At 71.6% G+C, this 19,224-nt stretch carries 15 protein-coding genes and 1 pseudogene; 12 read left to right on the top strand and 4 right to left on the bottom strand.

What is annotated here, in order from left to right; translation table 11 throughout:
• Nucleotides 1-50 precede the first annotated feature (50 nt).
• The 4 genes from ACFQS9_RS13295 to ACFQS9_RS13280 all read left to right on the top strand — a co-directional run bounded on the left by ACFQS9_RS13295 (nt 51) and on the right by ACFQS9_RS13280 (nt 5,721).
• Nucleotides 51-2,438, top strand: a complete 2,388-nt coding sequence (locus tag ACFQS9_RS13295) for a glycoside hydrolase family 5 protein (RefSeq protein WP_378405347.1) — start codon at nt 51-53, stop codon at nt 2,436-2,438.
• Nucleotides 2,439-2,501: 63 nt separating this feature from the next.
• Nucleotides 2,502-3,989, top strand: coding sequence for a DNA-3-methyladenine glycosylase 2 family protein (locus ACFQS9_RS13290; protein ID WP_378405345.1), 1,488 nt, complete (start codon nt 2,502-2,504; stop codon nt 3,987-3,989).
• On the top strand, nt 3,986-4,489 hold the full coding sequence (locus tag ACFQS9_RS13285) for a methylated-DNA--[protein]-cysteine S-methyltransferase (RefSeq protein WP_378405343.1): 504 nt from the start codon (nt 3,986-3,988) through the stop codon (nt 4,487-4,489). The genes ACFQS9_RS13290 and ACFQS9_RS13285 overlap by 4 nt, the downstream gene beginning before the upstream one ends.
• 32 nt (nt 4,490-4,521) lie before the next feature.
• Nucleotides 4,522-5,721, top strand: coding sequence for an AI-2E family transporter (locus tag ACFQS9_RS13280; RefSeq protein WP_378405341.1), 1,200 nt, complete (start codon nt 4,522-4,524; stop codon nt 5,719-5,721).
• Nucleotides 5,722-5,736: 15 nt separating this feature from the next.
• Here ACFQS9_RS13280 and ACFQS9_RS13275 read toward each other — a convergent pair whose 3' ends face one another.
• Entirely contained in the window at nt 5,737-8,718 is a 2,982-nt protein-coding gene (locus ACFQS9_RS13275) for an AAA family ATPase (protein WP_378405339.1), read from the bottom strand.
• Nucleotides 8,715-9,896 (bottom strand): exonuclease SbcCD subunit D, encoded by a 1,182-nt coding sequence (locus tag ACFQS9_RS13270; protein WP_378405337.1) that lies wholly within the window; start codon nt 9,894-9,896, stop codon nt 8,715-8,717. The genes ACFQS9_RS13275 and ACFQS9_RS13270 overlap by 4 nt, the downstream gene beginning before the upstream one ends.
• Nucleotides 9,897-10,006: 110 nt before the next feature.
• On the opposite strand from ACFQS9_RS13270, the gene ACFQS9_RS13265 reads away from it, so the two are divergent.
• Nucleotides 10,007-11,176, top strand: coding sequence for a DNA recombination protein RmuC (locus ACFQS9_RS13265; RefSeq protein ID WP_378405336.1), 1,170 nt, complete (start codon nt 10,007-10,009; stop codon nt 11,174-11,176).
• A gap of 89 nt (nt 11,177-11,265) precedes the next feature.
• Nucleotides 11,266-12,021, top strand: a complete 756-nt coding sequence (locus ACFQS9_RS13260; RefSeq protein WP_378405334.1) for a DUF6542 domain-containing protein — start codon at nt 11,266-11,268, stop codon at nt 12,019-12,021.
• Nucleotides 12,022-12,064: 43 nt separating this feature from the next.
• On the opposite strand, the gene ACFQS9_RS13255 is transcribed toward ACFQS9_RS13260, so the two are convergent.
• Nucleotides 12,065-13,078 carry a 4-hydroxy-3-methylbut-2-enyl diphosphate reductase gene (locus tag ACFQS9_RS13255; RefSeq protein WP_378405332.1) on the bottom strand — a complete coding sequence of 338 codons (1,014 nt, stop codon included), beginning with the start codon at nt 13,076-13,078 and terminating at the stop codon, nt 12,065-12,067.
• 95 nt (nt 13,079-13,173) lie between these two features.
• Here ACFQS9_RS13255 and ACFQS9_RS13250 point away from each other — a divergent pair, with 95 nt between their 5' ends.
• From ACFQS9_RS13250 to ACFQS9_RS13240, 3 genes are read left to right on the top strand one after another with little or no spacing between them, the layout of a single operon-like run.
• The gene (locus tag ACFQS9_RS13250; RefSeq protein WP_378405330.1) at nt 13,174-13,824 is read left to right on the top strand and encodes a lipid droplet-associated protein; all 651 of its coding nucleotides are present in this window, start codon (nt 13,174-13,176) and stop codon (nt 13,822-13,824) included.
• A complete protein-coding gene (xseA, locus tag ACFQS9_RS13245; RefSeq protein ID WP_378405327.1) occupies nt 13,821-15,095 on the top strand; it encodes an exodeoxyribonuclease VII large subunit in 1,275 nt (424 codons plus the stop codon). Before ACFQS9_RS13250 ends, xseA begins: the two co-directional genes overlap by 4 nt.
• Nucleotides 15,092-15,313 (top strand): exodeoxyribonuclease VII small subunit, encoded by a 222-nt coding sequence (locus tag ACFQS9_RS13240; protein WP_378405325.1) that lies wholly within the window; start codon nt 15,092-15,094, stop codon nt 15,311-15,313. Before xseA ends, ACFQS9_RS13240 begins: the two co-directional genes overlap by 4 nt.
• A 12-nt stretch (nt 15,314-15,325) precedes the next feature.
• Here the strand turns inward: ACFQS9_RS13240 and ACFQS9_RS26455 are convergent.
• A pseudogene (locus ACFQS9_RS26455) lies at nt 15,326-16,832 on the bottom strand (amidohydrolase).
• Between the two features lie 147 nt (nt 16,833-16,979).
• On the opposite strand from ACFQS9_RS26455, the gene ACFQS9_RS13225 reads away from it, so the two are divergent.
• From ACFQS9_RS13225 to ACFQS9_RS13215, 3 genes are all read left to right on the top strand, one after another.
• A complete protein-coding gene (locus ACFQS9_RS13225) occupies nt 16,980-18,170 on the top strand; it encodes a serine hydrolase domain-containing protein (protein ID WP_378405322.1) in 1,191 nt (396 codons plus the stop codon).
• A gap of 63 nt (nt 18,171-18,233) precedes the next feature.
• Nucleotides 18,234-18,581 carry a hypothetical protein gene (locus tag ACFQS9_RS13220; protein ID WP_378405320.1) on the top strand — a complete coding sequence of 116 codons (348 nt, stop codon included), beginning with the start codon at nt 18,234-18,236 and terminating at the stop codon, nt 18,579-18,581.
• Nucleotides 18,574-19,215, top strand: coding sequence for a Dabb family protein (locus tag ACFQS9_RS13215; RefSeq protein WP_378405318.1), 642 nt, complete (start codon nt 18,574-18,576; stop codon nt 19,213-19,215). Before ACFQS9_RS13220 ends, ACFQS9_RS13215 begins: the two co-directional genes overlap by 8 nt.
• Nucleotides 19,216-19,224 lie beyond the last annotated feature (9 nt).

Below are 19,224 nucleotides of genomic sequence, written 5' to 3'. Positions count from 1 at the left end.
CGTCGACACCTAGGATCCGAGGGTCGCCCTCAGTGAACGGAATGTGTCGGATGTCTTCGAATCGCCTTGCCTGGATCGCGACCCTCGCCCTTGGTCTGCTGGTCATCGTCCAGGCGGCCGCGGATCCGAGCGGCCTGCTGAGCCTGCTCGGCTGGACCGGCGCCGACCTGTGGCCGATCCGGGCGCCCTGGCAGGTCGCGCCGTTCGTCGTGTACCTGCCGGTGCTGCTCGGTGTCACGTGGTGGGCGGTGCGGTCGATCGCCGGGTCCCGCCGGCTGTTCGTGGCCACCGCGGCAAGCGTCGTGCTCGCCGTGCTGCTGGCGAAGTTCGCGATGTCACTGGGGGCGGCGGGCGACCTCGGGACCGCGGCGTGGGGCAGCGGATTCGCCCTCGCCAAGGCGATTCCGGCCGGGCTGATCGTCGCGGGGGTCGTCGCGTTCGCGGGCCGCCGACGCGAGGTCGCCGACGCACCCGGCGAGGTGCCGTCGGTGTGGGCCGGGGCGCTGCTCTTCGGCGCCATCGCCCCGCTCCTGGCGGGACAGTGGTGGGCAGGCGCCCCCTACGACCGGTGGATGCCCGCGCCCAACGCCCTCAACGGGGCGGTCGCGACCGTCGGCGGGATCGCCGTGCTCGTCCTCGGCGCGATCGGCTGCCAGCGGGTGCTCGGCCGCCGGGTGACGGGCGGGACCGCCGCCACCTTCCTCACCGGATGGTTCGCGGCGATGGGCGCGGGCGCGCTGCTCGCCCTCGCCGCGACGATCGTCGGGATGTTCTCCGACGACGGATTCGCGGGAGATCTCTGGCCGCTGATGGCCGGGTACATCCGGCTCGCGGACGGCGTCGCCTACGGCGCCTGCACGGGATGGATCGTCGGACTCGCCGCGGTCTGGTCACGGCGGCAGGCCACCCAGCCGTCTCCGATCCCCCGTCCCGCGCTGCGGACGGGCGCGGTGGCGTTGGCCGCCGTCGCGGTGGCCGTCCCGTTCCTGGCCCGTCCCGACGCGCAGCCCGCATCGCCCGCACCCCTCGAATCCGCCGAGGCGGGAACGCTGCTCCCCCTGCGTGTCTCGGGCGAGGTCATCGCCGACGCCGCGGGCCGCGAGGTCCTGCTGCGCGGCGTCAACGTCAACCAGCTCGTCGATTTCTACGCGCCGCGACCCGAGGTCCCCTCGACCCTGCCGCTGACCGAGGCGGACTTCGCAGGCATCGCCGACCACGGGTTCAACGTGGTCCGGCTCGCGTTGTCCTGGTCGGCCCTCGAGCCGGAACGCGGCCGCTACGACGAGGCCTATGTCGACCAGATCCGGGTCGCCGTCGCGCAGGCCAAGGCGCACGGCCTCTACACCGTGCTCGACATGCACCAGGACGGCTGGTCGAACGCCCCGTCACCCGACGACGTCAGCTGCAGGCCCGGTACCTCGCCCATGTGGGGCTACGACGGCGCGCCCGAGTGGGCCACGATCACCGACGGCGCGCCGCGCTGCCAGTTCACCGGCCGCGACATCTCGCCCGCAGGCGGCCGCGCGTTCAACAACTTCTATTACGACACCGACGACGTGCAGGAGCACCTGGTCCAGGCTTGGGCGATGCTCGCGGGCGAGTTCAAGGACGAGCCGGGCGTCGCCGGGTACGACCTGCTGAACGAGCCGAACTTCGGCGAGTCCGCGCCGCTCACCTCGTCGCTGCTGCTCGGCCGCTTCTACGACCGAACGATCGACGCCATCCGCGCGGCGGGAGCCGAGCAGATCGTCTACTTCGAGCCGAGCATCCTGTGGTCCGGCCTCGGGTTCGACAGCGGCCCCCCGGCCGGCTTCACCGACGACCGCAACATCGTGTTCGCCCCGCACCTGTACGCCGAGTCCATCACCATGGACGCCTCGCTGGGCCTGCCGACGATCGTCAGCATCGAGCGGGGCTTCACCCTCGCCGACCGGGTGGCCGCCAAGTACGGCGTCCCGGTGTGGAGTGGCGAGTGGGGCTACTGGGGCGACGGCATCGCCGAGAATGCCGCCCGGTACGCGAAGGAGGAGGACGCGCACGTCCAGGGCGGCGCCTACTGGGTATGGAAGCAGGCCTGCGGGGACCCGCAGAACGGCATCCAGGAACTCGGCAACGGACTGATGCCGGTGCTGTGCAGCACCGGGGAGGACGCCCCGCGCAACGCGGCCCTGCTCGCCCAGCTCACCCGCGCCTACCCGAGGTACGCGCCGGGGCGGATCACGCACCTGGCGGCCGAGGGTGACCGGCTGGAGCTGACCGGCACGGCGGGCGACGGCGGCTGCCGGCTCGAGGTCTGGTTCCCGCACCGGGTCGGCGCGGGCGCCGCGGCCGTCGACACGGTCGGGATCGAGGACGTCGCGTTCACCCCGCTCGGCGAGGGCTCGCTGATGACCGGCTGCGCCACCGGGGAGTACGAGCTCCGTACCGGCGGCGCCTGACCCCCGACGGTGATGTCCGATTTCCGCTAGCGCGGCCGTCGGCTCGCTGACACAGTGGTGACTGTGACCGCACCGCATCTCGACTTCGACCGCTGCTACCGCGCCGTGTCCTCCCGCGACTCCCGCTTCGACGGGCAGTTCATCACCGCGGTGCGGACGACGGGGATCTACTGCAGGCCCTCGTGCCCGGCGATCACGCCGAAGCCGGGCAACGTCACCTTCCTGCCCACCGCTGCCGCCGCACAGCAGGCCGGATACCGCGCCTGCCGCCGGTGCCTGCCCGACGCCGCGCCGGGCTCGCCCCTGTGGAACGTGCGCTCGGACCTCGCGGCCCGCGCGATGCGGCTGATCTCCGACGGCGCCGTCGAGCGCGGCGGCGTGGAGTCGCTGTCCGCCTCGCTCGGTTATTCGTCGCGCCACCTAACCCGGGCGCTGACCGCGGAACTCGGCGCGGGTCCGCTCGCCCTCGCGCGGGCACATCGCGCGCACACCGCCCGGCTGCTGATCCAGACCACGGCGATGTCGATGTCGGACATCGCGTTCGCCGCGGGATTCTCGAGCATCCGGCAGTTCAACGACACGGTCCGCGAGGTGTTCGCGGTGACCCCCTCGACGATGCGGACCGAGGCCGCCAAACGCGCCGACGGTCCACCCGCCAAGGGCGCGGTGTCGCTGCGACTGCCATATCGGCAACCCCTCGACGCCGGGTGGCTGGCCTGGTTCCTGTCCGGGCACGCCGTCACCGGCATGGAGCACTGGGCCGACGGCGAGTACCGCAGGACGCTTCGACTCCCCCGCGGTTGCGGGGTGGTCGCGCTGCGCCTCCAGCCCGGATACGTGCGCGCCGACCTGACGCTGCGGGACATGCGTGACCTCGCCCCCGCCGTTGCCCGACTGCGACATCTCCTGGACCTGGACGCGGATCCCGAGGCGGTGGACGGAGCCCTCGCCGCCGACCCCGCACTCGCGACGAGCGTTCGATCGGCCCCCGGGATCCGGGTGCCCGGCAGCATCGACCCGGACGAACTCCTGCTGCGCACCATGATCGGGCAACAGATCTCGCTGGCGGCGGCATCCACCCAGACCGCCCGCCTGGTGGCCGCGCTCGGCGCCCCGGTCGCCGACACGCACCTGACCCACAGCTTCCCCACCACCGACGCCATCGCCGCCCGCGGCCGCGAGGTGCTCACCGGTCCCGCACGCCGGATCGACGCGGTGATCGGGGTCGCCGAGGCGCTGGCCTCGGGCGCACTGACCCTGCACACCGGCCGCACCGCGGAGGATCTGCGCGCGGATCTGTTGTCCTACAAAGGCATCGGACCGTGGACCGCCGACTACGTGGTGATGCGCACCCTCGCCGACCCCGACGTGCTGCTCGACACGGACCTCGTCGTCCGGCTGGGCGCGCACGCGATCGGAGCCGACCTGACCGCCTCGGCGCACTGGACCCCCTGGCGCTCGTACGCATCAATGCACTTGTGGCGCAGCGCACTCGCCGCTCGCGGCGCGCTCCATCCCACACCGACCCCCGATACGGAGGACCAGAAATGATCGCCCAGTACGCCACCACCACGACCCCGATCGGCCCGTTCACCGCCCTCGTCGACGACGACGGCGCGGTCCTCGCATCGGGATGGACGGACGACGCGGAGGAACTGCGGGCACTCATCCACCCGAGCCTGCGCCCGGCCGCCCTCACCCGACTCTGCGATCTCGGCGCCGTCACCCGGGCGGTCGCCGACTACCACCGCGGCGACCTGACCAGCATCGATTCGATCGCCGTCTCACAGCAGTCGGGTGAATTCCTGGTGCACGCCTGGGACGTGCTGCGCACCGTGCCCGCAGGCGATCCGATCACCTACACCGAGTTCGCCGATCGCTCGGGACGTCCGGCCGCGGTGCGCGGCGCGGCGTCGGCCTGCGCCCGCAATGCCGCCGCGCTGTTCGTACCGTGCCACCGGGTGCTACGCACCGACGGCTCGCTCGGCGGGTTCCGATGGGGGCTGCCCGCCAAGCGCTGGCTGATCTCGCACGAGGAGCACGCACGGTAGATTCGGTCCATCACCGCCAGGAAGGACCGACCGTGAGCGATCAGCCCACCGCGCCGCCGACCGAGCCGCGTCAGCACCACCCCCGCGACCGCGGCGAGATACTCGGCATGGGCGGGATGTGGCTCGCCAAGTGGTCGCTGTGCCTGGTCCTCATCGCCGCGGGCGGGTGGGTGCTCTGGACCATGCTGGGCATCCTGTGGGTCGCGGTGCTGCCCGTCCTGCTGGCGATCGTGGTCTCGACGGTGCTGTGGCCGCCGACCCGGGCGATGACCTCCCGCGGCGTGCCCGCGGGCGCGGCGGCCGGCATCACCATCGTCGCGTTCCTCGGCGTTCTCGGCGGGATCATCGCGTTGATCGTGCCGTCGGTCGTCGACCAGGCGCCCGAACTCGCGAACAAGGCCAGCCAGGGCATCACCCAGGTGCAGAACTGGTTCAAGGGCCCGCCGGTCAACCTCGCGGACGAACAGATCGACGACGCCGTGCAGGCGGTGATCAGCAAGCTGCAGTCCAGCGCCCAGGCCATCGCCTCGGGTGTCTTCAGCGGGGTCAGCGCGGCCGGCTCGGCACTGGTGACGATGGTGCTGGTCCTGGTGCTCTCGTTCTTCTTCATCAAGGACGGCCCGCGCTTCCTGCCGTGGCTGCACAGCGTCACCGGCGGTCGGGCCGGGCGGCACTTCGAGGCGGTGTCCGTCCGGATCTGGGACACCCTCGGCGGCTTCATCCGCACCCAGGCGCTGGTCAGCTTCGTCGACGCCTTCTTCATCGGCCTCGGACTGGTCGTCCTCGGTGTTCCGCTGGCCGCGGTGCTCGCCGTGATCACCTTCATCGCCGGCTTCATCCCGATCGTCGGTGCGTTCGTGGCCGGCGCCCTCGCGGTGCTGGTCGCGCTCGTCGCGAAGGGCTGGACGACCGCGCTCATCATCCTGGTCATCGTCATCGCGGTGCAGCAGCTCGAGGGCAACGTGCTCCAGCCCGTGCTGCAGAGCCGCACCATGAAGCTGCACGCGGTGATCGTGCTGCTGGCGGTGACCGCGGGCGGCTCGATGTTCGGGATCGTCGGCGCTTTCCTCGCCGTCCCGGTCGCGGCCGTGATGGCGGTGGTGATCCGCTACATCGGTGAACAGGTGGATCTGCGGCTGGACGAGCGGGCCCCCGACGCCGGGGACGACACCGACACCGACACCGAGGTCGTGGCCGCCACCGAGTCGGGCGATCTCGCGACCGCGGACTGACCCGCCCGGTCGGTTCTATCCCGCCACGACCTCCACGCTCGATCCCGCGCGCCCGCGAATGACGTGCAGCCGGCTGGGGATCCGCTGCCGCATCTCGTCGACGTGGCTGACGATGCCGACCACCCGGCCCCCCGCGCGGAGCTCGTCGAGGACCCCCATCACCGACTCGAGAGCCTCCGCATCCAGCGTGCCGAAGCCCTCGTCGATGAACATGGTGTCGAGCACCAGACCGCCCGATTCCGCGGCGACGACGTCGGCGAGGCCCAGCGCCAGCGACAACGACGCGAGGAAGGACTCGCCGCCCGAGAGGGTCTTGGCCGATCGCACCACCCCGGTGTAGTCGTCGCGGATGTCCAGGCCGAGCCCGCCGCGCTTCCCGCGTGGCCCGGCCCCGTCCGCGTGCACGAACTCGTAACGGCCACCGGACATTCGGCGCAGCCTCGTCGACGCGGCGATCGCGACCTCCTCCAGCCTGGCCGCCAGCACGTAGGACCGCAGCGACATCTTGCGCGCGTTCTGTCCTCGCCCGGCGATCACCTCCGCCAGTCCCGCCAGTTCCGCGTGCCGCTCCTGCATCGGGGCCAGCGCCGAGACCTCCTTCGCCAGCTGGCCGACCAGTCGTTCGAGGTCCGCCAGCCTGCGGTCGGCCTCGGACGCGACGGCGATCGCCGAGTTCACCACCGCGTTCGCGCTCTCGACCTCCGCCTGGTCGACCGACGGGTCGACGGGGTCGAGCCCGGCGACGGCGGCCACCTCCGGCTCCGCCAACACCGATTCGGCCCGCACCTGTTGATCCCGCGCCTGCGCGAGCGCGGCCTCGATCGCCCTCACCCGACTCTCGTCCTTGGTGGCCGCGACCGCCTCGTCCACGGAGTCGAACCCGGCCTCCGTCGCCGACCGAACGACCTTCGCGGACAACGCCTCCGCGGTCTCCTGCGCGGCCCCGGCCTGCGCGCGCAGGTCTCGCAGCCGCGAGGCCGCCGCCGCGAGCGCGTCGAGTCGATCGCGGCGGGTCCGCGGGCTCTCGTCCCCACCCGAGGCCTCCGCGAGGCGCGTGCGGATGGCGTTCAACTGGTGCACGGCACCCGCGATCCGCTCGTCGAGGGTGGCGAGCTCGGCCGCGGCCTCACGCGAACGTTCCTGCAGGCCTTCCTCTTCCACGCGCAGCCCGGACAGCCGTCCCGCGCGCTCCGGCTCACACACCGCCAGCGCCTCGGCTTCCGCGTGTGCCCCGGTGGCCGCCGCGAGCTCGGTCTCGAGCAGGTCGAGGTCGCGGTCACCGCCCCGCTCGACCAGCACCTCGATGGCCCGATCGATTGTCGCGAGGCGATCGGCCGCGGCGTCGGCCGCCTCCGCGAGTCGGTGCTCCGCCACGCGCGCCGCGTCCTCGTCGGCCCTGGTCACGAGGGCCTCCGACGGCTCGGCCGGGTTCGGGTGCTGCGCCGAGCCGCACACCACACACGGCTCGCCGTCGACGAGTCCGGATGCGAGCTCGGCCGCCATCCCGGCGAGCCGGCGTTCACGCAGGTCGAGCAACTCGCCGCGCGCGTCCTGATGTCGGCTCCGCGCCGTCAACAGCCGGTCCGCGGCGTCCCGGCGGTGCTGTCGATGCTCCGCGAGCGCGACCGCGGCGGCCTTCGCGGCGGCCGCCCTGTCCCGCGCCTTCTCGAGCGCGGGCAGCGAGGCCGACGCCTGTCGCGCGGCGGCGAGTTCGTCCTCGGCGCCGCGCAGCAACTCGGGCAGGGCGGTCCGGCGGAGTTCGAGTTCCTCCGTGGTCGCGGCGAGCTCGCGGCGCCGCTCGCCGTGCCGGTCGACTGTCTCCTGCAGGGCGTCGGCCACCAGCGACTCGGCGATGAGGTCGTCGAGCCGCGCGACCTCGTCGGTCCATCCCCGGATCGTCGCGGCCATGACATCACGGTCCTCGTCGGCCTCGGGCCAGGACAGGCGCGCCAGCAGCGCTCTGCCCTCGTCGAGCTCACGGAGCCCCTCCGCCAAGGCGTCGATCAACTTCATCTCTCGCGCAACGGTTTCCGCGGCCGCGGCCGCCTCAACGCGGATCTCGGCGATCGGCGCGGCACGGACCGACCTGGCGAGTTCCTCGCCCTGCAGCGCCCGTGCACCCGCACCCTCGGCGTGGGCGCGCAGCTCGGCCGCGGCCTTGGCGGCGCGCAGCTGTAGACCCCGGATGCGGGTTGCCTCGGTCAGTGCGGAGCTCGCAGCGGCCGCCGCCGCTCTGGCGGCGACGAGTTCGGCGGTGGCCGTGTCCCTGGCCTCCTCCGCGTCGGCCCGCAACTTGTGCGCCCACGCCAGTGGGTCCGCGTCGGCACCCGCCTCGATCCCCGCCGCCGTCGAGACCCGCGCGAGCATCAGGTCCACCGACTTGCGTCCGGACTCCAGCTTCGCCGCGCTCTCGCGTCTGCGTTCGGCGAACCAGTCTTCGACGGTGCCGAATCGGGTGGTGTCGAACAGCCGCTCCAGCAGGTCGCCCCGCTCGTCGGTGTCCGCGCGCAGGAAACGCGCGAACTCCCCCTGCGGGAGCAGCACCACCTGGAAGAACTGGTCCGCGCTCATGCCGAGCAGCCGGCCGATCTCCTCCCCGATCTCGTCGAGCCGGGCCAGGTTCTGGCCCTGTCCGTCGAGCCAGGCCAGCGTCGCCTTCGCGTTCTCCTTGGTGGTGCCGGTACCGCGCAGTTTGGCGCGTTCGTACTCCGGACTGCGCGTCAGGCGGAGCCGGCGGCCGCCGATGGTCGCCTCGAGCACCACCTTCGGCACCGAACCCGCGGCTGCATGATCCGACAGCAGCCTCTTGCCCTGCTGACGGGCACCCGGGACCGTGCCGTAGAGCGCGAAGGCCACCGCGTCGAGGATCGTGGTCTTGCCCGCACCGGTCTGGCCGTGCAACAGGAACAAACCGTCCGCGCCGAGTGCGTCGAAATCCACCGTCGCGGTGTCGCCGAACGGCCCGAACGCCGAGATCTCCAGGTTGTGCAGTCTCACGCGATCTCTTCCAGCTCCATCGGTTCGCCGAACTCGTTCTCCCGGACCGCGGCGCTCAGCGCGCGCTCGACGAGGCGCAGCTCACTCGGCGTCGGTTCGCCGCGCATGTCGGTGAGGAAGCCGGCGGCGATCTCCAGATCGCTGCGACCGCGAACCCGCTCGCCGTAGTGGAGGTCGGCGTTCCCCTCCGGCCGCTGCCATTCCAGGTGCACCATGTGTGGGAACCGGGTCTGCAGCATGCGCATCGCGTCCTGCGGCCGGACCGGATCGGTCAGGATCGCCGAGACGTAGTTGCCCTCGTCCTCGGTGTACCGCTCGTCGTCGAGCAGTTCGTCGACCGTGCCGGTCAGCTGACTGAGCCCACGCACCACCGGCAGGTCGACACGGCGCACGTCCGCGAGTCCGTCGGCGTCCAGGTCCGCGATCCAGACGGCCTTGCGATGTGTCCGTTCGCCGAACGAGTACGGCAGCGGCGACCCGGAGTAGCGCACCCGATCGGTGAGGGTCTGCGGCGAGTGCAGGTGCCCGAGCGCCACATAGTCGACCCCGCCGAACGCGGAGGCCGAGACGGTCTCGACCCCGCCGACCGAGATGGACCGTTCCGACCCGGTCGCCTCGGCGCCGACGACGAAGGCGTGCGCGAGCAGGACCGCACGCGGCCGGGCGCCGTCGACGGCGCGGCCGCCGAGGTCCGCACGGACACGCGCCATCGCCGCGTCCAGGATCTCGGCGTGTGAGCGCGCGGTCGGCACGCCGAGCTCCGCCCTCGTGGTCTCGGGCTCGAGGTACGGCAGGCCGTAGAAGGCGACCTCGCCGTGCTGGTCCTCGAGCAGCACGGGGCGGTCCACCTCGGAGACCCGCGTCATCAGGTGCAGTCCGCCCGCGGCCGAGAACGCGGCGCCCGCGCCGAGCCGCGCCGGGGAGTCGTGGTTGCCGGAGGTGGCGACGATCACCGCTCCCGCCGCGCGGATCGCCTCGAAACCGTTGTTGCACACCGTCACCGCGTCCGCACTGGGAATCGCGCGGTCGTACACGTCGCCGGGGACGACGACCACGTCCACCTCGTTCTCCGCGACGAGGGCCGCGATGGCATCGAGCGCGCTCGCCTGGTCGGCGAGCAGGTCCACGCCGTGGAAGGTGCGCCCGATGTGCCAATCGGAGGTGTGCAGGATTCGCATGCGCCGACCGTAGATCACGGCGCCGACACGATCGGTGACGCGCGCCGGGCACGGGCCCGAGCAGCGCTCCGCGCCGGCGCGTGTCGGTGCCCTCGTGCACCATCTGCCCCATGGACCCCGTCACCGCACTCGGACTGCTCGTCGCGCTGGGCCTCGGCATCGCCGTCGGCTGGCTCTGGCACGCCTCCCGGTCCGGCCAGCACGCGACACGGGCGGAGGCCCAGCTCGCGGCGCTGCGAGAGAACGAGAAGACGCTTCGACAGTCCCTCGCCGCGGTGAACGAGGACTCCGCCCGCCGCACGTCCGGCGCGGTCAGCGAGCAGGTCTCCCACCTGGTCGGTCCGCTGCACGACGCGGTCGACGCGCTCGCGCACCAGGTCCAGCAGGTCGAACGCAGCCGGGTGCATGCATACGCCGGGCTGTCCGAACAGGTCGCGGGCATGCACCGCGCCTCCCAGCTGCTCACCAGCCAGACCGGCCAGCTCGTCACCGCGCTGCGCGCCCCGCAGATCCGTGGTCGCTGGGGAGAGATCCAGCTCGAGCGGGTCGTCGAGCTGGCGGGGATGGTCAAGCACTGCGATTTCGACACCCAGGTCAGCGGCGAGGGCGTCCGGCCCGACCTGCTGGTCCGGCTGGCCGGCGGCAAACAGATCGTGGTCGACGCCAAGGTCCCCCTCGCCGCCTACCTGGACGCCGCACAAGAAGAGGACCCCCGCGCCAGGGACGGTCACCTCACCCGGCACGCACGGCAGCTGCGCACGCACGTCGACCAGCTCTCCGCCAAGGCGTATTGGGCCTCGTTCGATCCGAGCCCGGAGTTCGTGGTGCTGTTCGTCCCGGGCGATGCCTTCCTCGACGCCGCACTCACCGCCGACGCCGAGCTGCTCGAGCACGCGTTCGCGAAGAACGTGATCCTGGCGACCCCGACCACGCTCGTCGCGCTGCTGCGCACCATCGCGCACACCTGGCGGCAGGAGACGCTCTCCCGGGAGGCGGCGACCATCCACCGACTCGGCCGCGAGCTGTACTCCCGGCTCGGGGTGGTCGGCAGTCACCTGGACCGTCTCGGTTCTCAGCTCGGCAAGGCCGTCGACTCGTTCAACCTGACCGCCGCCTCCATGGAGTCGCGGGTCGCCGTGACCGCCCGCAAGCTCCACGAACTGGAGGTCGGGGACGGTGAGGTCGCCGAGATCGGGCGGATCGATTCGTGGCCGAGGGCCGTCGGGCTCGCCGAGAACTTGCCCACAAACGGTCGCGCCAACGAGGCGATCGGATCGTGAACGGCTAGTGTCTAAGGGTGTCTGCAACCCAACGTGCTCGCTCTGGGGTGCCGCTCGAGATGCGGTCCGTTCTCCCAACCGTGCCCGGCGTGCCCGCAGCGGCCGCCGTTCTGGTCGCGGTGGCAACGACCTTCGTTGGGTTCGCCATTGATGCCGTCCGCGGCAGCGAGCTGACGTCCGCATTCTCCGTCTTCTACTTCCTCGGCTGCGTCGGCGCGGTGCTCGCGGTCCGCGCTCGCGGCCTGTTCGCCGCCATGGTCCAGCCGCCGCTGATCCTGTTCGCGGCCGTGCCGCTGGCCTACCAGTTCTTCTCCGCCGGATCCAAGGGCGGCCTGAAGGACCTCATGTTCAACGTGGCGATTCCGCTGGTCAACCGATTCCCACTGATGCTGACCACCACGATCGCCGTGCTCATCATCGGCGGGGTGCGGATGTACCTCGGCCAGCAGGCGGACCGCACCCCGGCCCGCGCGAAGGGCCGGTCCGGCGAGGCGGGCGCACGCACCACCGATCGCCCGGCCACCCGGCCCCAGGCGGCGGCCCGGCGGACCGAGCAGCCCCGACCGGCGCCGCGTCCACGGGTGGCCCCGCAGACCCGGCCCGGTCACACCGTGTACCGCGACCCCGCAGCACAGGCGCAGGCACAGGCACCGCGTCGGCCCGTTCCGCCGCCGCCCGCCTCAGCCAACCTGGGCCGCAGGCCGGAACGCGCGCCCAGCGGTGCGACGGCGCGGGTACAGCCCCCGCGCGGCGTCGTCGACCCATACACCCCGGCACACCCGATCCCGCAGGTGCGGTACCGGGACCGCGAGGACTCCGCGCACGATCAGCGCGGCACCTACTGACGTCCCCGAGTCCGGATCGACCGGCCGGGGCGCCGCGGCCGCCTCAGGAGCCCGTGTTGCTCGGCTTGCGCAATTCGCGCGGCAGCGAGAAGACCAGCGTCTCGTTAGCGGTGGTCACCGGCTGAACATCGTGGTAACCGTGCTCGGCGAGTAGGTCGATCACACCGCTGACCAGGATCTCCGGCACCGAGGCGCCCGAGGTGACGCCGACGGTCTCGACACCGTCGAGCCACGCGGTGTCGATCTCCCGCGCGTAGTCGACCAGGTAGCTCGCCCGTGCCCCCGCACCGAGTGCCACCTCGACCAGACGGACCGAGTTCGACGAGTTACGCGACCCGACCACGATGACCAGGTCACACTCGGGTGCCATCGCCTTCACCGCGACCTGCCGGTTCTGGGTGGCGTAGCAGATGTCGTCACTAGGCGGATCCTGCAGCAGCGGGAACTTCTCGCGCAGCCGGGCCACCGTCGCCATGGTCTCGTCGACGCTGAGCGTGGTCTGCGACAGCCAGATCACCTTCGACTCGTCGCGCACGGTCACGGCGTCGACCGACTCCGGTCCGTCCACCAGCTGAACGTGATCGGGGGCCTCGCCCGCGGTGCCCTCGACCTCCTCGTGGCCCTCGTGCCCGATCAGCAGGATGTCGAAGTCGTCCCGCGCGAACCGCTTGGCCTCCTGGTGCACCTTCGTCACCAGCGGGCAGGTCGCGTCGATGGTCTTGAGGTTGCGCTCGGCGGCCGACTCGTGCACGGCCGGGGACACCCCGTGTGCGGAGAACACCAGCAGCGACCCCTCGGGCACCTCGTCGGTCTCGTCGACGAAGACGACGCCGCGATCCGACAGCGTCTCCACCACGTGCCGGTTGTGCACGATCTCCTTGCGCACATAGATCGGCGCGCCGTGCTTCTCGAGGGCCCGCTCGACCGTCTCGACGGCGCGGTCCACGCCGGCGCAGTATCCGCGCGGTTCGGCGAGCAGGACACGCTTGCCGGAGCCACCCGGAGCGGGCGTGCTGGAACGGGCGATGCCCAGGTTCAGGGGGACGGCGGAAGACATGACACCAGGGTACGGGCAGCCACGACGGGCCGCCCGATCAGGCACACCGAGCGCCCAGCTACCAAAAGGTGCATTCGTCAGGCAGTCTTAGGGCCATGATTCGTCCCCCTTTCGCTGCGCGGGTCGCCGCCGGGATCGCCGTCACGGTGGTCGAAGAGGTGCAGAAGCTGCCGAATACGGCGGTCGCGCTCCCCATGACCACCATCAGCCACATGCTCCAGACGACGATGCGCGTCCAGCAGTCCATGACAGCGCTCGCGATCAAGGGCGATCAGGCCTTCTCAATGTTCTTCCACGCGGACGAGGAACAGCCGGAGTGGGCGGTCTTCGACGAGGACACCGCGCCCGCGCCGTCAGGCGGTGACGGGGCCGAGCCCAAGCCCGCGAACCAGGGCCGGTTCGCGCTGTACTCGATGCAGCCGGAGTCCGAGCCGGATGCGCCCATGCAGGCGCCCACCGCCACCAAGGCGGCCACCAAGACCGCCGCAGCGAAGAAGAAGACGGCGACGACGAAGCCCACCGACGGCAAGCTCGCGTCGGTGCCCGCCGGCCCCGCCGCGGCGCGGCCCGAGATCGCCGAGTATCTCGACTACGACAACCTGACGCTCGCCCAACTCCGGGCGCGGCTGCGGACGCTGTCGGTCGAGGAGCTCGACGCGTTGCTGACCTACGAGAACGCCGCCCGAGCCCGCGCCCCGTTCCAGACCATGCTCGGTAACCGGATCACCAGCGCCAAGGCCAAGTGAGCTCCGCCCAGCCGAGCCGAGCGGGCGCGCCGACCTCGAACTCGCCCGAACACCCGTGGCCGGTCCGCTCCGTCGCGACCAAGGTCTCGCAGTGGATCGATCGGCTCGGCAGCATCTGGGTCGAGGGACAGATCACCCAGATCAACGTCCGCCCCGGCACCCGCACCGCGTTCCTGGTGCTGCGGGACACCTCGGTCGACATGTCCCTGTCGGTGACCTGCTCCCCCGCGCTGATCCGCGATTCCCCGGTGCCCCTCACCGAGGGCAGCCGGGTCGTGATGTTCGGCAAGCTGGCCTTCTACACGGGCCGAGGAACGGTGTCGCTGCGCGTCACCGAGATCCGCGCGGTCGGCATCGGTGAACTGCTGGCCCGGATCGAGCGACTGCGCGCGCTGCTCGCGGCGGAGGGCCTGTTCGATCCGAGGCTCAAGCGCCCGCTGCCGTTTCTGCCGCGCACCGTCGGCCTGATCACCGGCCGGGCCAGTGCGGCCGAACGCGACGTGCTCAGCGTCGCGGGAAAGCGTTGGCCCGCAGTTCGGTTCGAGATTCGCAACACGGCGGTGCAGGGTCCGACGGCGACAGCGCAGATCGTCGCGGCGCTGGCCGAACTCGACGCGGACCCGGCCGTGGAGGTGATCGTGCTGGCCCGCGGCGGCGGCAGCGTCGAGGACCTGCTGCCGTTCTCGGATGAGACGCTGTGCCGCGCCATCGCCGCGTGCACCACCCCGGTGGTCAGCGCGATCGGCCACGAACCCGACAACCCGCTGTGCGACCACGTCGCGGACGTGCGCGCCGCGACGCCGACCGACGCCGCCAAGCGAGTGGTCCCGGACGCGGTCGCCGAACAGGCGCTGGTCGCCGAGTTCCGGGCCCGCGGCGCCGCCGCGCTGCGGAACTGGGTGGCGCGCGAGGCACGGTCGCTGGCCGATCTGCGCAGCAGGCCGGTGCTCGCCGATCCGCTGGCCGCCGTCGACCGGCGGGCCGAGGAGATCACCCGGCTGCGAGAGGCGGGCCGGCGCGACGTGACACGGTTGGTTGCCGGCCAGGTCACCGTCGTCGAGCACCTCGCGGCCCGGCTGACCACGCTCGGCCCGGCGGCCACCCTGGCCCGCGGGTACGCGGTGGTGCAGAAGGTGGTTCCCGGATCGGACCCGGAGGTGCTGCGCTCGGTGGAGGACGCCCCGCCCGGCACCCAGCTGCGGGTACGGGTCGCCGACGGTGCGGTCGTCGCCGCCGTCATGGGCAGGGAAAAGTCAGGAGATGCGAAGTGAACGAACCGGTGGCGGAGCTCGGCTACGAGGCCGCCCGCGATCAGCTGGCCGAGGTGGTCAAGATGCTCGAACAGGGCGGACTCGACCTCGACCACTCCCTCGCGCTGTGGGAACGCGGTGAGGAGCTGGCCAAGCGCTGCGAGGAGCACCTGGCCGGGGCCAGGGCGCGGGTGGAGAAGGCGCTCTCCCACGCCGAGGACGAGGGCGACCCGCGGTAGCGCGGACCCATTTCAGCCGCTCGCCCGGTGGGTCGCGCGGCCGGCCAGATAGGTGGCCTCGACGGTGAGGTCGGCGATCGCGGCCGGGTCGACCGCGCGGGGGTCCGCGGACAACAGGACGAGGTCGGCGTACTTGCCGGGGGTGAGCGTTCCGATGATGTCGTCGGCGAAGAGCTGGTGCGCAGCCCAGATGGTCTGGGCGCGCAGCGCCTCGTCGACGGTGACGCGTTCCTCGGGCGCGAGCACCCGTCCGGTGCGGCTGGTCCGGGTGGCCGCGACGGAGATGTTGCGCAGCGGCTCGACGGGGGTGACGGGAGAATCGTTGTGCAGGGAGATGCGCACACCGGCATCGATGGCGGACCGCGCCCGCATCCAGTGCGAGCCGATCTCCTCGCCGAACAATCCGTCGACGAGCACGTCACCCCAGTAGTCGAGGTGGTCGATGAGCAGGCTGCAGGTCACGCCGAGCCGGGCGGCCCGCTGGAACTGAGCCGCGGTCATCGCCCCGCAATGTTCCAGCCGCAGCCGGTGATCGGCTCGCGGGTGCTCCGTCAACGCGGCCTCGTACACGTCGAGGATCGAGTCGACGCCCACGTCGCCGAGGACGTGGCAGGCCATCTGCCACCCGAGCGGGAAGTAGGCGTCGACGATCGCGGAGAGTTGTCCGGCCGTGTAGTTGGCCTCGCCGCGGTGGTCGCGGCCGAGGCCGATCACCTCGAGGGTCGCGTCGGTGTTGAGATACGGGAACGAGGTGGCGATGTTGCCGACCCCGCATCCGCACGCGCGGATGATCGCCCGCGTAGTGATCGCGCATCAGCGGCAGGTGGTGCGGTGAGAAGGCGAGGTCCGCGATCGTCGTGATGCCACGTGCGGCCAGACCCGCCAACTCGGCGCGCCACAGGGTCGCCACGTCGAGGTCGGGGTCCTGCATGGGGCCGGCGATGGCGAGGATCGCGGGAACCTCGTAGGCCTTGCCGGTGAGTTCCCCGTCGGAGTCACGGTCGAAATGTGCGCCGGTCGGATCCGGTGCGTCCCCGGGCAGCCTCGACAGCCTCAGCGCCGCCGTGTTCGCCCAGGCGAGGTGCCCCGAGTTGTGCATCACCAGAACGGGCCGGTCTCCCGCGAGGTCGTCGAGCCACGCCCTCGTCGGTTCCGGGAACCCGGACTGGAGCAACGGGTCGAGTCCGCTGAAGATGAGAGGCGCGGCGGCGGGGGCGGTCGCCACGGCATCCCGTATGAGGGCGATCACGTCATCCGCTGCCGGGACGATGACCGGTCGGATGTCGACGACGGTGTCGGCGTAACGGGTCCTGTCCATGGTGGGGTGGCCGTGTGCCTCGATGAAGCCGGGAAGCAGCGCCCGCCCGCCGAGGTCGACGACCTCCGTGTGGGCGGTCCGCTGCGCGAGGATCTCCTCCGCCGTCCCGAGCGCCGCGATCCGCCCGTCCCGCACCGCGAGCGCTTCCGCCCGCGCGTCATCCATCGTGACAATGGTTCCGTTGGTGAAGATCAGGTCCATGTCGCCTCCGAAGGATGTGAGCGCTTCCGGACTTCTCTCACAGTCTGCGGCGTCGATGCGCGAAACCTGTCGAATTACGCCCAGAGTGTGAGCTCAGTCCGACCCGTTTCCGAGTATCTCGGCCCCTGCCTCGGATACCGTCGGACCATGGCCGACCCGCGCGGTCCACGACCGCACCGCAGGAACCCAGTCCGGACGCGCGTGCTCGGCCTCGCGCTGGGCCTGTCGCTGCTCACCAGCGCGATGGCCGGCTGCTCCGAGTCGCCCGCCGACCCGGCCGGGCTGCCGCGTGCGTCGGCCGATGCCGCGACCGCGGTAGTCGAGCGGTTCGTCGCCGACGGGCACGCCCCGGGCGCGATCATCGAGGTCAGCACGCCGGAGGGCACGTGGTCCCACACGGCGGGCGACGCCTCGACCTCGCCGGCCACCCCGATGTCGCCGCCGCTGCAGCACCGCATCGGGAGCATCACCAAGACCTTCACCACCACCCTGATCCTGCAGCTGGTGGACGAGGGCAAGCTCGGGCTCGACGACCCCGTCTCCCGGTTCGTCGACGGCGTTCCCGGCGGCGACCAGATCACCATCCGGATGCTCGGAACCATGACCTCCGGACTGTCCGAGTACCTCGCGAACCCCGAGTTCCGTGCGGCGTTCTTCGCCGACCCGCACCGCGTCTGGAAGCCGCAGGAACTGTTGGACGCCTCGTACGCGCTGGGCCCGCAGTTCCCGCCCGGCACCGATTCGGCCTACTCGAACGCGAACACCGTGCTGCTCGGCCTGGTCGTCGAGAACGTCGAGTCCCGGCCGTTCGGAGAGGTGCTCACCGAGAAGATCCTTCGGCCACAGCAGCTCGTCCACACCGAATGGCCCGACGGCGATGGCTTCTCCGAGGAACACGTCTCGGGCTACACCGCCCTCTTCCCCGGGGCCGAGGTCACCGACTCGACCACATGGAGCCCGAGCCAGGCGTACTCGGCAGGCCAGATGACCTCCACCGCAGGCGATCTCACCACCTGGGCGCGACTCGTCGGCAGCGGGGCGCTGGTCAGCCCCGAACTGCAGCAGGAGCGGATGCAGTGGCAACGGCTCGGCGACAACACCGACGAGTGGCACTACACCTTCGGCCTGGAGGAGAACACCGGCTGGATCGGCCACAACGGGGCCATCCCCGGGTACATGTCCTACGCGGTCTACAACCCGACGCTCGACGCGACCATCGTGACGCTGATCAACGGTGACGAGAGCATCGACGGCGAACCCCCGGTGAACGTGCTGCTCCGGGACGTCAGCCGGGCACTGTTCCCGGACAACCCGGTCGTCGTGCCGGTGGTGCGCTGACCGCATCCCGATGAGCGGGACCGCCCGCTGACCCGTCCACCGCCGACTCCCTAACCTCGGCGCATGGCAGGCGAAAAGGTGTTCGTGATCGACCGTGTCGTCACCAAACCCGGGCGCGCACGAGAATTCGTCGATGCGTATCTCGCCGAGTACGCCCCCGGCGCCCGCGAGCGAGGCATGGCCCTCGAGCACGTCCTGGTGAGCCCGCCGATCTGGTTCGACGACGAATCCAACACGATCACCGCCACCTGGGCCCTCGAGGGCGCGGAGGGCTGGTGGCGGATGACCTGGCAGGGGCGCCCGGACCCCACCCTCGGGCAGTGGTGGACGCGAATGGACGAGCTGGTGGTCGAGCGCACCCGCACGATGGCCTCCGCGGCGGCGGATGTGGACGGGTTGACCAATGTTTAAGATCACCAAGCTGATCCACTGGCACGAGGCGGCCGACGATCGACAGCGCGAGCAGCTCGCCGGCGACCTGCGGCGGGCCGCCGATGTGGCGGGCGCGCACCGTTCGCTGATCCGGCCGACGCTGACCGGGGTCCGCAACGGCGGCGACCTGCTTGCGCATTTCCAGTTCGACTCGGAGGAGCGGTGGCGCCGCGCCGAACCGGCGGTCGATGCGCTGATCGATCCCACGATCGTCCGACATGTCGACGGCGTCGAGTACCGCGGCGAACCGCGCGGGCGGGTCGGGGCCGGGTCCGAGGGTGGGGTGTACCGGACCCTGCTGCTGCGGGTGAGCCCCGACGCAACGGATGCCACGGTGGAGCGGTTCGAGGACGAGCTGCTCCGGATGCCTCGCCATGTACCCGCGATCCGCGCCTGGCAGCTCAGCCGGGTGCTGAAGGCCGAGGGCGCCTCCGCGTGGACCCACGTCTGGGAACAGGAGTTCACCGACCTGGACGGGTTGATGGGTCCCTACCTCGCGCACCCGGTGCACTGGGCGTATGTCGACCGGTGGTTCGACCCGGAATGCCCGGACGTCATCGTCCGCGACCGGGTCTGCCACAGCTTCTGCGGGCTCGACGGCTCGGCCATCTAGCGGACCGGC

Origin of the sequence: Rhodococcus daqingensis (assembly GCF_042665615.1) — a bacterium.
Taxonomy (GTDB): domain Bacteria; phylum Actinomycetota; class Actinomycetes; order Mycobacteriales; family Mycobacteriaceae; genus Rhodococcus_G; species Rhodococcus_G daqingensis.
The sequence above is the reverse complement of the archived record's forward strand: the minus strand, read 5'-3'. Positions and strand labels throughout refer to the sequence as shown.